Source organism: Microbacterium natoriense (assembly GCF_030816295.1).
GTDB classification, from domain to species: domain Bacteria; phylum Actinomycetota; class Actinomycetes; order Actinomycetales; family Microbacteriaceae; genus Microbacterium; species Microbacterium natoriense_A.
The window spans coordinates 91,388-107,472 of sequence record NZ_JAUSXV010000001.1; the positions used below are offsets into that span (position 1 = coordinate 91,388).

Below are 16,085 nucleotides of genomic sequence, written 5' to 3' on the forward strand. Positions count from 1 at the left end.
GTGCGGAGGATGCCCCCGCGTGGCCTGCGGTCATAGCGTGAAGCCATGCGATGCACTGACCGAACGGAGTGAGCCGAAGTGACCACAGGAAAGCTCGAATTGAGCGGCATCACCAAGAGCTATGGCTCGCGGCTCGTGCTCGACGACGTCTCGTTCCAGGTCGCCCCCGGGCGCCTCACGGGCTTCGTCGGCGGCAACGGAGCCGGCAAGACGACGACCATGCGGATCGTGCTCGGCCTGCTATCGGCCGACGGCGGACGTGTCGAGCTCGACGGCTCGCCGCTCACCGCCGAGGACCGCAGGCACTTCGGCTACATGCCGGAGGAGCGCGGTCTGTATCCGAAGATGAAGGTGCTGGAGCAGATCGTCTACCTCGCGCGACTGCACGGATTCAGCAAGGCGGATGCCGCGGCTCGTGCCACGGCCCTTCTCACCGAACTCGGTCTCGACGCCCGCCTGAACGACACCATCGAGTCGCTCTCGCTCGGCAACCAGCAGCGTGCGCAGATCGCAGCGTCCCTCGTGCACGATCCCGAGGTGCTGATCCTCGACGAGCCGTTCTCCGGTCTCGACCCCCTCGCGGTCGACGTGGTCGCGGGAGTACTGCAGGCGAGCGCCGCGAAGGGCGCCTCGATCCTGTTCTCCTCTCACCAGCTCGACGTCGTCGAGCGGCTCTGCGACGACCTCGTGATCCTCGCCGGCGGCACGATCCGCGCGTCCGGATCCCGCGACGCGCTGCGCGCCGAGCACGCCGGCGACCGCTACGAGCTGGTGTCGGCGGGCGACGCCGGCTGGCTGCGCACCGAGCCGGGCGTGACGGTGCTCGATTTCGAAGGCGGGTACGCCCTGTTCGAGGCCGAGAGCGCCGACGTCGCGCAGCGCGTGCTGCGTGCCGCAGTCGACCGCGGCGATGTCGCGAGCTTCGCCCCCAAGCATCCGTCTCTCGCCCAGATCTTCAAGGAGGTCATCCAGTGAACCCTTCGACCGGCTCAGGGACCCAGGCTGTCTGGCTCGTCGCCGAGCGCGAGATCGCCTCGAAGCTGCGCAGCAAGACGTTCCTGATCTCCACCGGCATCCTGCTTCTCATCGCGCTCGCCGGCATCCTGATCGGCGGGTTCGCCAGCAAGAACCCCGAGGCCACCGCCGTGGCCGCGACCTCGCAGACGATCGCCGCCGTCGAGGCGCTGCCGAACGTCGAGGTCACCGAGGTGGCCGACCGCGGAGAGGCCGAGAAGCTCGTCCGCTCGGAGGACGTCGAGGCGGCCGTGCTGCCTGACGACGGCCCGCTCGGCTACACCGTGATCGCGCTCACCGATGCACCGGGCAGCATCGTCAGCGGGCTGTCGGTCTCGCCGTCCGTCGAGATCCTGGAACCGGCGACCACCAACCCGCTGCTGCGGTACTTCATCGCGATCGGCTTCGGTCTGGTGTTCTTCATGGCCGCGTCGACGTTCGGCGCCACGATCGCGCAGAGCGTGGTCGAAGAGAAGCAGACCCGCGTCGTCGAGGTGCTGCTGTCGTCGATCTCGGCGCGCACGCTGCTCGCCGGGAAGGTGATCGGCAACACGGTGCTGGCGATGGCGCAGATCATCGCCCTCGCCGCGATCGCCACGGTGGGGCTCATCATCACCGGGCAGAACGCGGTGCTCGCCGGTCTCGGCGCCCCGATCATCTGGTTCGCCGTGTTCTTCCTGTTCGGCTTCGTGCTGCTGGCAGCGCTCTACGCTGCAGCAGCGTCGATGGTGTCGCGCATGGAGGACATCGGATCGACCACGACGCCGATCATGATGCTCGTGATGGCGCCGTACTTCCTGGTGATCTTCTTCAACGACAACCCCCTCGTGCTGACGATCATGTCGTACGTGCCGTTCTCGGCTCCGGTGGGGATGCCGATGCGACTGTTCGTCGGCGAGGCGCAGTGGTGGGAGCCGCTGATCAGCCTCGTGATCCTGCTCGCCTCCTGCGTCGCCGCGATCATGATCGGCGCGAAGATCTACGAGAACTCGCTGCTGCGCATGGGTACCAGGGTCAAGCTGGCGGAGGCGCTGCGCGGCTGACTCGCCCGGCCCGATCACCGAGACCCCCTGTTGCCACCGAGACCCCCAGCTGCAACCGGGGGTCTCGGTGGCAACGGGGGGTCTCGGCGTGACGCGACGTCGGCAGCTGGGGGTCTGGCCGGCGTCAGAGGGTGCCGGCGTTGGGGCGGCGGCACCGGGGGAAGCGGGGATCGTCCCGCGATGGGTTCAGATCACGCCGTCGGCCAACGCGGTCGGGTTGCCGAAGCGGTGGTTGGTGATCGACACGGCCTGCTCGTGCATGAACGGCAGCATCTCGACGCGGCCGGCGCCGGTCACGGCGTGCGACCAGACGGCGACGTCGGGGATCCCACCGAGAGCCTCGAACAGGGGGGCCGGGTCGCCGCCGACGAGACGGACGCGCTGCCAGGTGTGCGCGGCCTTCGCCTGAGCCTTCGCGACGTGCTTGACCCACGAGGCATCCTTCTCGTGCGTGACGGCGATGCCCGCTGTGCGCAGCGCCTTCTCGACCGATGAGGGCAGGGCGGGTGCCGAAACCGTGAACGGGCTTCCGCTGCGCAGGGCCGCGGCCAGGACGCGGATGCCGTCGGCGAGAGGCGCCTGCTCGGCGATGCGCACGTCGACGGCGGTCGGACGGTAGCGGAACACGTTGCGTTCGACTCCGAGGCCGGACTTGTCGCTGATCACGCCGAAATCGTTCGTCCAGGCCTGCTCATCGGAGGCCGCAGCGGAGCGCAGCCACTCGGCTTCCGCCGCGTCGAGCACACCGTCGGCGGCGGCGAGCAGCCGGGCGACCGGCTCCGAGACGGCGGCGCCGGGCGCTGCAGCGGGAAGCTCGGCGGGCGTCCACTCCCCCAGGCCGAACAGATAGTTCGGGCCGCCGGCCTTGGCGCCGGCGCCCACGGCCGAGCGCTTCCATCCGCCGAAGGGTTGACGCTGCACGATCGCACCCGTGATGCCGCGGTTCACATAGAGGTTACCGGCCTCGACGCGGTCGAGCCACGTGGCGACCTCATCGGAGTCGAGCGAGTGCAGCCCTGCGGTTAGGCCGTAGTCGACGGCGTTCTGCAGGCGGAATGGCCTCGTCGAGGTCCTTCGCGCGCATGACGCCGAGCACCGGGCCGAAGAACTCGGTCATGTGCGTCGTGGATCCGGGGGCGACTCCGGTCTTCACGCCGGGAGTCCACTGCCGGCCCTCGTCGTCGAGCTTCTTCGGCTCGACGAGCCAGCGCTCGCCCCGCTCGAGGGTCGTGAGGGCCTTGAGCAGCTTGCCGTTCGCAGGCTCGATGATCGGGCCCATCTGGGTGGCCGGGTCGCTCGGCAGGCCGACGCGCATCGAGGTCACGGCGTCGACGAGCTGGCGCTCGAACCTCTTCGAGTCGGCGACCGAGCCGACGAGGATCGCGAGCGATGCCGCAGAGCACTTCTGCCCCGCGTGACCGAAGGCGCTGCGCGCCACGTCTGCGGCGGCGAGGTCGAGATCGGCCGACGGCGTCACGATGATCGCGTTCTTGCCGCTCGTCTCGGCGAGCAGCGGCAGATCCGAGCGGAACGAGCGGAACAGCTGGGCGGTCTCGTACGCGCCGGTGAGGATCACCCGGTCGACGATCGGGCTCGAGACGAGCTGCGTGCCGAGCTCGCGCGAGCCGAGATCGACGAGCGCGAGCAGGTCGCGCGGCACGCCCGCAGCCCACAGCGCCTCGACCATCACGGCTCCGCAGCGCTGGGTGAGCTTGGCGGGCTTGATGACCGCGGCCGAGCCGGACGCGAGGGCGGCGAGCACACCGCCGGCGGGGATCGCGACGGGGAAGTTCCACGGCGGGGTGACGACCGTGACCTTCGACGGAACGAACTCCGCACCGGGGATCTTCTCGAGATCGAGGGCGCGCTCGGCGTAGTAGTGCGCGAAGTCGATCGCCTCGGAGACCTCGGGGTCGGCCTCGGCGATGGTCTTGCCCGCCTCGTGAGCCATGATCTCGATGAGCTGGCCCCGTCGCGCGGCCAGCTCGGCGCCCGCACGGTGCAGTACGGCGGCGCGGTCGGCGGCAGGCAGCGCGGCCCACTTCTCGGCGGCGGCGGATGCGGCGGCGAACACGTCATCGAGCTGCGCGGGCGACTCGACGCGCGCAGCCGCGATGGCCCCTTCGCCCAACGTCGTGCTCACACTGCGGCGCAGGATCTCGCGCCCCCACGCGCGGTTCGCGGCGAGCGCCGGATCGGTGTCGGCCTGGTTGTGGAAGCCGGTGCCCGTCGACGGGCTCTGGGACCCAGCGGATTCCGCCTCCTCCGCGCGGTTCTGCACGCGGTGCGGGGCCGGAACCCCGCGGTCGGCCTCGAGGCCGGCGAGCGAGCGTTCGAAGCGCTCGCGCTCGCGCGTCAGCAGAGCGGGGTTCGAGGCGAGCTCGAACACCGCGGACATGAAGTTCTCGGGGCTCGCGTTCTCTTCGAGCCGGCGCACGAGGTACGCGATCGCGACGTCGAACTCGGCCGGGTTCACGACCGGCGTGTAGAGCAGCAGGCGGCCGACGTCCTTGCGGACCGCCTCGGCCTGGCCGGTGGCCATGCCCAGCAGCATCTCGTACTCGACGGGCGCCTGCCCTGAGCTTGTCGAAGGGTCGGTGACGCCCCGCGCCTTCGCGAGCAGCCACGTGTATGCGATGTCGAAGAGGTTGTGCCCCGCGACGCCGATGCGCACCGCGTCCAGCCGCTCCGGAGTCATCGCCCAGTCCAGCACGCGCTTGTAGTTCGTGTCGGAGTCCTGCTTGGTCGAGTAGGTCGCGAGCGGCCAGTCGTGGATCTTCGCATCGACCTCCTCCATCGCGAGGTTCGCGCCCTTGACGACGCGCACCTTGATGGGCGCTCCGCCCTTGGCGCGGCGTGCTGCCGCCCACTGCTGCAGGTGCTGCATGGCGCCGAGGGCGTCGGGGAGATAGGCCTGCAGGACGATGCCGGCCTCGAGGTTCTCGAGTCCCGGCTGGTCGAGGATGCTGGTGAATGCCGCGATCGTGAGATCGAGGTCGCGGTACTCCTCCATGTCGAGGTTGATGAACTTCGCCTTGCCCTTCGCCTCTGCGGCGGCGGCGAGCTCGTACAGCGGGGTGAGCTTCTCGACGACGTCGGCGACCGCTTCGTCGAACGACCACATCGACAGCTGGCTGACGACGCTGGACACCTTGATCGACACGTAGTCGACGTCGTCGCGGGCCAGGAAGTCGTAGGTGCCCTTGAGGCGTCGCCCGGCCTCGCGCTCGCCGAGCACGGCCTCGCCGAGCAGGTTGAGGTTCAGGCGGTTGCCGCTCTTGCGGAGCTTCGCGATCGCGGGCCCGAGCTTCGAGGGGGTGGCGTCGAGCACGAGGTGTCCGACCATGGCGCGCAGCACCCGGCGCGAGATCGGCACGACGACGCCGGGGAGCTTGGGCGCCCAGAAGCCACCGGTCTTGATCGCGGCGCGCAGGTAGCCGGGAAGAAGGGTCGGTGTGATCTCGGCGAGGTCGGCGAGCTTGCGACCGGCGACGCGGAGGTCTTCGGGCCGCATCACTCCGTCGACGAAGCCGACGGTGAAGTCGAGGCCGTTCGGGTCTTTGAGCACCTCGGAGAGGCGCTGGGCCGCGGGCTCGACGGGGTGCGTCTCGCTCTCCTTCAGCCAGCGCTGCACGAGAGCGGCGACCTCTTCGGTACGCGGAGTGGTGTCGACGACGGTCATTGGCGGGGAACCTTCCACAGACGGGGCGCACACCCGGGTCGCGTGCGTCTCCCGATCATTGTGCGACCCGCGAGTAGGCTACGTCTATCAACCGATCTGCGTGATTTCTGTTCGGTTTCAGTGAACAATCGAAAGGGACGGATGCTCGACGTCAATCGACTGCGGATGCTCGTCGAGCTGAGCCGCCGCGGCACTCTCTCGGCCGTCGCCGACGCGCTCTCCTACAGCAAGGCCACGGTGTCTCAGCAGCTGAGCGCGCTCGAGCGCGAGGTGGGTGCGCCGCTGCTGCGCCGCGTGGGCCGAGGAGTGCAGTTCACCCCGCAGGGGAACGTGCTCGTGGCGGAGGCCGTCGGCATCCTCGACCAGCTCGAGCACGCGCAGGTCGCCGTCGCCGAATCGCTCACCGAGGTCACCGGCACCGTGCGCATCGCCGTGTTCCAGACCGCCGCGCACGCACTGCTCCCTCCCGCACTGCTCGCCCTGCAGGCGCAGCATCCGGCGCTCCGCGTCGATGTCACCGAGAGCGACCCCGAGACGAGCCTCGTGGGGGTCGCGAGCCGCGACTTCGATCTCATGCTCGCCGAGCAGTACCCGGGGCGCACCCGTCCGATCAACGCCGACCTCGACCGCGTCGTGCTCACGCACGACACGATCGCCCTGGCCCGACAGCCGGGCGCCCGGCCGATTGCAGATGCCGCCGCGGCCCTCTGGGCGACCCGGGACGATCCCTGGGTGCTCGAGCCGGCGGGCACCGCGTCCCGCGCGTGGGCCGAGCAGCTGTGCCGGACGGCGGGCTTCGAGCCCGACGTGCATTTCGAGGTCGCCGACCTCACCACGCACGTCCGCCTGATCAGGGCGGGGCTCGCGGTCGGGCTGCTGCCCGAGCTCGTCTGGGCCGGCGACGCCCCGACGGTCGACCTCGCTCCCCTGCCGGGGGCCCCTCGGCGCGAGATCTTCTCGTCGGCGCGACGCGTGTCGGCAGCAGCCCCCTCGATCAGGGCCGTGCGTCGTGCACTGGTAGAGGCGGCATCCGTGATCCTGCCGGACTGACGCCCTCGGAGGATCCGGCCACCTCGTCGAGGCGAGGAGGATCCGCGCCAGGGCGCGAGACCGTCACCGCGGCCGCCGCTGCACCGAACGCGAGCATCGCACGCACGAGCTCCTCGTCGACGCCGCGCAGCGCCTCACGAGAGGCCGCCCCGGAGAGCCCCGCATCCCGCAGAGAATGGATCAGCGCAGCCATGAACGTGTCACCCGCGCCGACCGTGTCGACGACGTCGACTCGGTGGCCGCCGACGCGGACCACACCGGCGGCGGTGACTGCATCCGCGCCGTCACCGCCACGCGTCACCACCACGATGGCGGGGCCCGAGCGCTGCAGACGCTGCGCGACCTCGAGCGGATCCTCTCCGGGGTACAACCAGCCGAGGTCCTCGTCGCTCGCCTTGACGACGTCGGACGCGGCGACGAGAGCCTCGACGTCTCGCAGAGCCTGCGCGCGGTCGGGAACCAGCGCCGGGCGGATGTTGGGGTCGTAGCTGATCAGCGCATCGGGCCGCAGAGCCTCGAGCAGCGAGCGCACGACGTCGGCTCCCGGATGCAGCAGAGCGGCGACGGAGCCCACGTGCACGATACCCGGGTGCTCGCCGACGACGGACTCCGGATCGACGCCGTCGAGAGTCCAGCTCAGATCGAACTCGTACCGGGCCGATCCGTCGGGGCCGAGCTGCGCCAACGCGGTCGAGGTGCGCTCCGCCCCGGCCACGAGCACGTCGACGCCTGACGCCGCGAGCCAGGCCCGCACGGCCCTCCCGCGCGGATCTTCTCCGAGCTGAGTCAGCAGCAGCGGTTCGTCGCCGAGGCGGGCGAGTGCGAGAGCGACGTTCGCGGGACTGCCCCCGGGAGTCTCCTCGATGCGGCCGGCCTCACGATGAACGATGTCGACGAGGGCCTCACCGATCACCAGGACGTCGCGGCTCACGCGCGCCGCACCGGCGTGAGGAAGCTGAGAACACTGTGCGGCTCGACGATCAGCGGTTCGAGACGTGCGTTGAACGCACCGCCGGCCTCACCGCCGAGATGCTCGTCGAAGGCCGCACGATCACGGTAGACCTCGAAGACGACGAACCGGTGGTCGTCCTCGTGCCGCCGAAACACCTCGAATACCTGGTTCCCCGGCTCCGTGCGAACGACCTCGGCGTACTCGCCGATCAGCCCCTCGACCGTGTCCGCAGCTCCCGGTACCGCCGTGAACTCGGCGTACAGCGCGACCTGTTCGCTCATGCGGTCGCCGCTCCCGTCATGATCGCGACGGCATCCGTCATCGAGTGCGATTCAGGTGTGATGGTGGCCGCCTTCTTGCCCAGACGCTGGATGTGGATGCGATCCGCGACCTGGAAGACGTGCGGCATGTTGTGCGAGATGACGATCACGGGAACCCGGTTCTGTCGGAGCCGCTGGATCAGTTCGAGCACCTGGTTCGACTCGCGCACTCCGAGAGCGGCAGTCGGCTCGTCGAGGATGACGACCTTCGACCCGAACGCCGCGGCGCGTGCGACCGCGACGGCCTGGCGCTGACCACCCGACAGGTTCTCGACCGGCACCGTGACGTCCTGAAGAGTGGAGATGCCCAATCGCTGAACCTCGGCGCGGGCATCTGCCCGCATCCCCTTCGTGTCCAGCGCGCGGAACAGCGAACCCATGATGCCCGGTTTGCGCCGTTCCCGGCCGAGGTAGAGGTTCGAGGCCACATCGAGCGCGGGTGAGACCGCGAGGTTCTGATACACGGTCTCGATCCCGGCGTTGCGCGCGTCCTGCGGTCCGCGGAACTGCACCGGCTGACCGTCGAGAAGCAGCTGGCCTTCATCCGGGATGTACGCCCCGGTGAGGCATTTGATCAGGGTCGACTTCCCGGCGCCGTTGTCGCCGATGATGGCCAGCACCTCTCCGGGGAAGACCTTGAGGCTGACGCCGTCGAGACCGACCACACGACCGAAGGTCTTGACGAGGCGCTTCGCCTCGAGCACGGGAAGGCCTTCCGGAGTCGGTGCTTCGAAGGGCTGGGTTTCGGTGGCGCTCACTTGCGTACCTTCCTGATCCACTGGTCGATGGCGACCGCGACGATGACGAGGATGCCGATGGCGAGGGTCTGGTACAGACCGTCGACGCCGGCGAGGAACAGACCGTTGCGGAACACGCCGACGATGATCGCGCCGAGCAGGGTTCCCCAGATGATGCCGCGTCCGCCGAACAGCGACGTTCCGCCGATGACCACGGCGGTGATCGAGTCGAGGTTGAGGTCGGCGCCCGCGTTGGGGCTCGCCGCCCCGGAGCGCCCGATCTGGATCCACGCGGCGACGGCGAGCACCGCTCCCGCGGCCACGTAGACGCTCATCAGCACCTTCTTGGTCGAGATGCCGGCGAGGCGGGCCGCCTCCGCATCGTCGCCGACGGCGTAGACGTGCCGGCCCCAGGCGGTGCGCCCGAGCACGTACGCGACAACGAGGTACAGCGCGAGCATGATGACGACGCCCACGGTGAGCCGCACATCTCCGAGCGGGATGGCGGTCGAGGTCCAGGTGAGGAGCTCGGGCATGTCCGCCTTGCGGATCGTCTGCCCGCCGCTGTACAGCAGCGTCAGCGCGATGAAGACGTTGAACGTGCCGAGCGTGGCGATGAACGGAGGCAGCTTCACCCTCGTCACGAGCAGTCCGTTCAGGGCGCCTGCGGCGAGTGCGGCGATCAGGCCGGCCAGCAGGGCGATCGGAGCAGGCAGCCCGTTGTTCGCGGCGGTCTGCGCCATCACCATCGAGGTGCCGATCATGAGCGCACCGACCGAGAGGTCGATGCCTGCGGTGAGGATGATGAGGGTCTGCGCGATCGCGACGGTGCCGACGACGGCGACCTGGTCGAGCACCAGCGAGAGGTTCGCCGCGGCGAAGAAGCGCGGGTTGATGATGCCGAAGACGATGACGGCGATCACCAGCACGACTGCGGGGCTGATGGCGGGATAGCGGTGGAGCAGGCCGCGGATGCGGTCGACCGGTGTCCGCCGGTCGAGGAACTCTGCGGCGAGATCCAGGGTCGAGGTGGCTGCTTGCTGAGTCACGGGGTCACTTCCGATCGTGGGTTGGACGGATGCCGCGACCGGACGAGTCGACGGTCGCGGCATCCGAGAAGGTGTTACTTGCCGCCCCAGCAGATGTCGAGAGCAGCGGCGGTGTCGATCGACTCGACGCCGTCCACGGGCGTGTCGGTGACGAGAGCGACACCCGTGTTGAAGAAGTCGAGCCCCTCGGAGTTCGCGGGCTTCGTGCCGTCCTTCACGAGGTCGACGATCGACTTCACTCCGAGCTCGGCCATCTTCACCGGGTACTGCTGGCTGGTGGCGTCGATGATGCCGTCCTTCACCTGGCCGACGCCTGCGCAGCCGCCGTCGATCGACACGATCAGCACGTCGTCCTTGCTCTTGCCTGCAGCCTCGAGCGCCTGGTACGCGCCGTAGGCCGCCGGCTCGTTGATCGTGTAGACGACGTTGATGTCGGGGTTCTTGGCGAGGAGGTTCTCCATCGCCGTGCGGCCGCCGTCTTCGGCGCCCTGGGACGCCTCGTTGCCCACGATCTCGTACGAGCCGCCCTTGCCACCGGTGTAGCTGCCGGTCGTCTCCTCGTCGCCGTTCACCTGCTCGTCGCCGAGGTCGACCCCCAGCCCGGAGAGGAAGCCCTGGTCGCGGCTGTAGTCGACGCTGACGGCCTTGTCGTCGAAGAGGTCGATCAGGCCGATGACGGCGTCCTTGCCGTCGAGCGCGCCGGCGGTCCACTGGCCGACGTACTCGCCCGCGAGGAAGTTGTCGGTGGCGAACGTGATGTCGACGGCGTCGGCGGGGTCGGGAACCGTGTCGAGGGCGATCACGAAGATGCCCGCCTGACGAGCCTTGTCGATCGCGTCCAGCACAGCGGGGCCGTTGGGCGTGATGAGGATTCCCTTGTCACCCTTGGAGATGGCCGCCTCGATCGCCTGGATCTGGGTGTCTTCGTCGCCGTCCTCCTTGCCCGCGGCGAGGGTCAGCTTCACGCCGTCCTTCTCGGCGGCGGCCTTGGCGCCGTCCTGCATGGCGATGAAGAACGGGTTGGAGTTGGTCTTGACGATCAGCGAGACGCCGATTTCGTCATCGGAGCCGCCTCCGGCCGCCGGACCGGAACCGGCGCATCCGGTCAGGGAGACGGCGAGTGCTGCGGATGCTCCGATCGCAGCGGCGAGCACACGGCGGCTGCGACGGGTGAAGTGCTTCGTCATTGAATGGTCCTCTCGGGCGGTTCGTCGCCTCGTTGACAACGATGTCAGGGACAGTTGTACCCGCATCGCCCAGTAGAGTCAAGTGCAGTCGCCAGAATCGAGACAATCCCGTGACACCGATGTCAGAGCCCCGCCATTCCACCGGATCCCGCCCGAGGGCCACCATGAAGCAGGTCGCCGCCCTCGCCGGGGTCGGCACGAAGACGGTGTCGCGCGTCATCAACGACGAGCCCAACGTCTCCGAAGCCACGGCCGCGCGCGTGTGGGACGCGATTCGCGCACTCGACTACCAACCGGATCTGCAGGCGGGAAGTCTGCGCCGATCGGACGGCCGCACCCGCACATTGGGCCTGCTCGTGGGAAGCGTCGACAACCCGTTCGCCGGCGCGATCCACCGCGTGGTCGAGGATCTGGCCGCTGAACGCGGCATGGCCGTCTTCGCGTCGAGTCTCGACGACGATCCCGCCCGCGAGGGCAGCGCGGTCCGCGCCTTCTTGCAGCGCAGGGTCGACGGTCTCATCCTCACCACGGCATCCCGCCGGCCCGACTATCTCGGCCAGCTGCAGGAACGCCGCATCCCCGCCGTGTTCGTGGACCGCGAGCCCCTCATCGACGGCGTCGACACGGTGGCCAGCGACAACCACGCCGGCGCGTCGGCCGGAGTCGCACATCTCATCGCACGCGGGCATCGACGAATCGCGCTTCTCGCCGACCGGCTCGATCTGACGACCGCGAGTCAGCGTCAGCAGGGATACCTCGACGCACTCTCTTCGGCCGGCATCTCACGCTCGGACGCGCTCATGGCGACCGACCTGCATGACGTCGAATCCGCGCGCGCCGCACTGGAACGGATGCTCCGCGCCCCCGAACCTCCGACCGCGGTGTTCAGCGCGCAGAACCTCATCACGATCGGGGCGCTCCATGCACTGCGCGATGCCGGGCGCTCGCACACCGTCGCCCTCGTGGGCTTCGACGATCTGCCCCTGGCGGATCTGCTCGACCCCGGCGTGACGGTCGTGGCCCAGGACCCGCAGGAGATCGGCCGCCGCGCCGCCGAACGGCTCTTCGCCCTGCTCGAAGGCGCCGACGGCGATCCGGTCCGCGAAGTCGTGCCCACGCGCCTGATCGCCCGCGGCTCCGGCGAGATCGCTCCTCCCGCCTGACTCGCCTCCGAACTCGGCCTTGCGTTGTCCACTGGACAGGCCGTAAGTTCTCGCGACAGAGATTGACATCGATGTCAGTTCTGAGTGTCACGCACGAAGGAGCGCGAATGATCCCCCCTCTGAATCGTCCTCGCGGCAATCGCCCGAGAGCCCGCACCACTGTGGCCGTCGCGCTGGGAGCGGTGCTGATGATCGGATGCGTCGGCCTGCCGGCCGTCGCCGCCGACGTGGCGCCCGGCGACGAGCAGTACCGGCCACTGGTCCACTTCACCCCCGAGCAGAACTGGATGAACGACCCGAACGGGCTCGTCTACGCCGACGGCGTCTATCACCTGTTCTTCCAGCACAACCCGCAGGGGACCACCTGGGGCAACATGAGCTGGGGACATGCCACGTCGACCGACCTGCTGCATTGGACGCAGCAGCCTCTCGCGATCCCGCAGACGTTCGATGAGGCCGGCCGCCCGATCGAGGACATCTTCTCGGGTTCGATCGTCGTCGACCACGACAATTCCGCCGGATTCGGCCCCGCAGGATCCAGCCCCATGGTGGCGATCTACACCTCGGCGTACACCGCGCAGCATCCGCAGCACGCCGGACTGCAGGCTCAGTCGCTCGCCTACAGCCTCGACGACGGTCAGACCTGGACCAAGTACGAGGGCAACCCGGTTCTCGACCGCGGCTCGGCGAACTTCCGCGATCCGAAGGTCTTCGAGTACGACGGTCCCGCCGGCAGGTACTGGGTGATGGTCGCCGTGGAAGCTCTCGAGCACAAGGTCGTGATCTCCAAGAGCACTGATCTGAAGAACTGGGAGCACCTGTCGGACTTCGGGCCGGCGAACGCCACCGGCGGCATCTGGGAATGCCCCGACCTCTTCCCGCTTCCGGTCGACGGAGATCCGGGGAACACGAAATGGGTCATGGTCGTGAACCTCAATCCGGGCGGGCCGAACGGCGGCAGCACCGGACAGTACTTCGTCGGCGATTTCGACGGCACGACGTTCACCTCCGAGACGACGGACTCCGCGCCGACGGCGCCGGAAGGCCGCGTGTTCGCCGGATTCGATGGCGGCGACTACGACGGATGGACCGTGCGCAACGATCCGTCCAGCGAGATCGCCGGTCCCTGGGGTGCAGCGCCGGCCGCCGGCACGATCCCCGGACAGCAGGCGGTCTCAGGCTGGATCGGCGACGGGCTGGTGAACGGATTCCTCGGCGGCGATGCCCCGACGGGGACTCTCGAGTCGCCGGCGTTCACGATCGAGGACGACTACATCGACCTGCTGGTCGGCGGCGGCGATCATCCGCACGTCGAGGGCTCCCAGCTCTCCAATCTGCCTCCCGCCGGATCCACGGCGCTGTACGACTTCGAGCTGCCGGACGGGCAGAACCTCGCCGAGTCGGGGTGGGAGCTGACGAACGACTTCGCGACCGACCCCGATCGCAGCCCGTCCACCCAGGGTGGCGAGGGCTATCTCGGCACCCGGCGCATCAACACCTTCGAGGCAGGGCCCAACGGCGATGCGAACCGCGGCGACATGACCTCGCCGGCGTTCACCATCGACGGCGACCACATGTCGTTCCTCATCGGCGGCGGGCGGCGCACCGACGGGTCGCTGCAGGCGGAACTGCTCGTGGACGGCGAGGTCGTCCGCACCCAGACCGGCGCGAACTCCGGGAGCCTCAACTGGGCCTCCTGGAACGTCGCGGACCTTCGCGGCGAACAGGCCGAGATCCGGATCCACGACGACACCGACGGCGGATGGGGCCATCTGACCTTCGACAACGTCGTGATCGGAGACGAACCGGCCCAGGTCCGCTCCGACGAGACCTCCGTGAACCTCGTCGTCGACGGCCGGATCGTGCGCACCGCCACCGGCTCGAACAGCGAGGCCCTGACGTGGAGGTCGTGGAACGTGGCCGAGCTGCGTGGCGAGCAGGCGCGGATCGTCGCGATCGATAACAACAGCAGCGGCTGGGGTCATCTGCTCTTCGACCAGGTGACCTTCTCCTCCGCCGGCGTGCCGGTCCCCGCAGAGGGATACGACTGGCTCGACTGGGGTCGCGACTACTACGCGGGCGTGTCGTACTCGGGCACTCCTGACCCCGGGACACGTGTCATGCAGGCGTGGATGAACGACTGGGACTATGCGGGGGACATCCCGACATCGACCTGGCGCAGTTCGATGGCGCTCCCCCGCGAGGTGCGCCTCGTGAGCACGCCCGAAGGTCCGCGGCTGGCGCAGCGCGTCGTCTCGCAGCTCGACGGCCAGCTCGATCTCAGCAGGGTGCAGACCCGCACGGGTGTCGACGTGGAGGGCCCGACGCCGCTCGGCTTCTCTGCGGAGGTCGCGAAGATCGAGGTCGTGCTGGAGCCAGGGTCCGCGCAGAAGGCGGGGATCACCGTCTTCGGCGATGAGACGAGCGGAACCCGCATCGGCTACGACGCGGAAGAGCAGCGGGTCTTCATCGATCGCACCGACTCGGGAGCCGTCGGCTTCAACCCGTCGTTCGCATCGGTCGACGACGCTCCGCTGCCCGGTGCGACGCTCGCAGCCGACGGCTCGGTGACCCTCGAGCTCTACATCGATCGGGCATCCGTCGAGCTGTTCACGGCCGATGGCCGCGTGTCGCTGACGGACCAGGTGTTCCCGAATGCCGGGGCCGATGCCATATCGGCGTGGTCCGAGGGCGGCGCAGCGCGGATCCGCAGCATCTCGGTGACGCCGATCACGGCGACGATGTGGCAGAGCACGGACGACAGGGCGACCGCTCCCCCGGCGAAGGGGAAGCTCTCGGATTCGAAGACCTCGCAGGGATTCACGGTCAGCATGACCCAGAAGAAGGGCGAGGAGGCGACGGTGTTCCGGCTGTACGAGAACGGAACCCTGATCTCCACCACGCCTGTCGACGCGCCCGCGGGGCAGCGTTCCGTGGACGTGCCTCTCACCGGCCGTGCGCCGGGGACCTACGTCTACACGGGCGAGCTGGAGAATTCGCACGGAATCACGGCGACCTCGAGCACAAAGATCAAGGTCAAGTGACCGGGACCTGATCCGAGAGGTGGATGCCGCGGCGAGTCGTCACGGCATCCACCTCGCATTTTTTCGTCATCCAGGGAACTTTTCGTCATCCAGGGAATATGCATGCAAATACATGTGTTCCGGCACTGTGTACCCGGACGAAGGAGTCCGATCCGCTCCTTCCGAAAGGCATCCTCATGAGCACTCCCGTTCTCGACCGCACCGCCCCCACCGAGCACCCCGTCCTCGACGTGCTCGCCGCCCGCTGGAGCCCGCGCGCGTACGACGCCGCGAACAAGATCGACGACGCCAAGCTGAACGCCGCGCTCGAGGCCGCGCGCTGGTCGCCCTCGGCGTACAACCTGCAGCCGTGGCGCTTCATCGTCGCCCACCGCGGCACTGCTCTCTTCGACCAGATCGTCGACTCGCTCGTCGAGTTCAACCAGCTCTGGGCCGCGAACGCCTCCGTGCTGATCGTCTCGATCGCCGAGACCGAGTCGGAGGACGGCAAGCCGATCAGCCACGCCGTCTACGACCTCGGCCAGGCCGTCGCGCACTTCTCGGTCCAGGCGCACCACGAGGGTCTCCTCGTGCACCAGATGAGCGGCTTCGACCCCGAGGTCGTGCGCGAGTTCGCCGATCTCGCTCCGCGATTCAGCCCCACCACCGTCATCGCCGTGGGCGAGCTCGGCGACGCGACCGGCCTTCCCGAGGGCCTGCAGCAGGCCGAGACGGCCCCGCGCGTGCGCCGCCCGATCGCCGAGACGGTCATCCTCAGCGCCTGAGCGCCGACCCATCGCACGCCGGCGCCCCCGCTCGGCTGCAGCGCCCCTGCGGAGTCACGTCACTCAGCAGGAGCCTCGCA

General features: G+C 68.9%; 11 protein-coding genes and 1 pseudogene. 6 read left to right on the forward strand and 6 right to left on the reverse strand.

The window, feature by feature from the left end; translation table 11 throughout:
- Positions 1-78 precede the first annotated feature (78 nt).
- Together QFZ53_RS00465 and QFZ53_RS00470 are read left to right on the forward strand one after the other, a co-directional pair.
- On the forward strand, positions 79-975 hold the full coding sequence (locus QFZ53_RS00465; RefSeq protein ID WP_307292396.1) for an ABC transporter ATP-binding protein: 897 nt from the start codon (positions 79-81) through the stop codon (positions 973-975).
- Positions 972-2,057 (forward strand): ABC transporter permease, encoded by a 1,086-nt coding sequence (locus QFZ53_RS00470; RefSeq protein WP_307292399.1) that lies wholly within the window; start codon positions 972-974, stop codon positions 2,055-2,057. Before QFZ53_RS00465 ends, QFZ53_RS00470 begins: the two co-directional genes overlap by 4 nt.
- 186 nt (positions 2,058-2,243) lie before the next feature.
- Here QFZ53_RS00470 and QFZ53_RS00475 read toward each other — a convergent pair.
- A pseudogene (locus QFZ53_RS00475) lies at positions 2,244-5,739 on the reverse strand (proline dehydrogenase family protein).
- Positions 5,740-5,880: 141 nt separating this feature from the next.
- Between QFZ53_RS00475 and QFZ53_RS00480 the strand changes: the two are divergent.
- Positions 5,881-6,789: a LysR family transcriptional regulator gene (locus QFZ53_RS00480; RefSeq protein ID WP_307292402.1), complete on the forward strand. Its 909-nt coding sequence runs from the start codon at positions 5,881-5,883 to the stop codon at positions 6,787-6,789.
- On the opposite strand, the gene QFZ53_RS00485 is transcribed toward QFZ53_RS00480, so the two are convergent.
- From QFZ53_RS00485 to QFZ53_RS00505, 5 genes are all read right to left on the reverse strand, one after another.
- Entirely contained in the window at positions 6,734-7,720 is a 987-nt protein-coding gene (locus tag QFZ53_RS00485; RefSeq protein WP_307292403.1) for a carbohydrate kinase family protein, read from the reverse strand. The two genes, QFZ53_RS00480 and QFZ53_RS00485, sit on opposite strands and share 56 nt — an antisense overlap.
- Complete coding sequence (locus tag QFZ53_RS00490) at positions 7,717-8,022, reverse strand: putative quinol monooxygenase (protein ID WP_292905009.1); 306 nt, start codon at positions 8,020-8,022, stop codon at positions 7,717-7,719. The genes QFZ53_RS00485 and QFZ53_RS00490 overlap by 4 nt, the downstream gene beginning before the upstream one ends.
- Positions 8,019-8,819 (reverse strand): ATP-binding cassette domain-containing protein, encoded by an 801-nt coding sequence (locus tag QFZ53_RS00495; protein ID WP_292905007.1) that lies wholly within the window; start codon positions 8,817-8,819, stop codon positions 8,019-8,021. The genes QFZ53_RS00490 and QFZ53_RS00495 overlap by 4 nt, the downstream gene beginning before the upstream one ends.
- Entirely contained in the window at positions 8,816-9,847 is a 1,032-nt protein-coding gene (locus tag QFZ53_RS00500) for an ABC transporter permease (protein ID WP_292905005.1), read from the reverse strand. Before QFZ53_RS00500 ends, QFZ53_RS00495 begins: the two co-directional genes overlap by 4 nt.
- Positions 9,848-9,921: 74 nt before the next feature.
- On the reverse strand, positions 9,922-11,034 hold the full coding sequence (locus tag QFZ53_RS00505; protein ID WP_292905003.1) for a substrate-binding domain-containing protein: 1,113 nt from the start codon (positions 11,032-11,034) through the stop codon (positions 9,922-9,924).
- Positions 11,035-11,153: 119 nt separating this feature from the next.
- On the opposite strand from QFZ53_RS00505, the gene QFZ53_RS00510 reads away from it, so the two are divergent.
- The 3 genes from QFZ53_RS00510 to QFZ53_RS00520 all read left to right on the forward strand — a co-directional run bounded on the left by QFZ53_RS00510 (position 11,154) and on the right by QFZ53_RS00520 (position 16,005).
- Complete coding sequence (locus QFZ53_RS00510) at positions 11,154-12,197, forward strand: LacI family DNA-binding transcriptional regulator (protein WP_307292409.1); 1,044 nt, start codon at positions 11,154-11,156, stop codon at positions 12,195-12,197.
- 107 nt (positions 12,198-12,304) lie between these two features.
- Positions 12,305-15,241 (forward strand): glycoside hydrolase family 32 protein, encoded by a 2,937-nt coding sequence (locus QFZ53_RS00515; RefSeq protein WP_307292412.1) that lies wholly within the window; start codon positions 12,305-12,307, stop codon positions 15,239-15,241.
- Between the two features lie 176 nt (positions 15,242-15,417).
- Entirely contained in the window at positions 15,418-16,005 is a 588-nt protein-coding gene (locus tag QFZ53_RS00520; RefSeq protein ID WP_307292414.1) for a nitroreductase family protein, read from the forward strand.
- Positions 16,006-16,085: the final 80 nt, after the last annotated feature.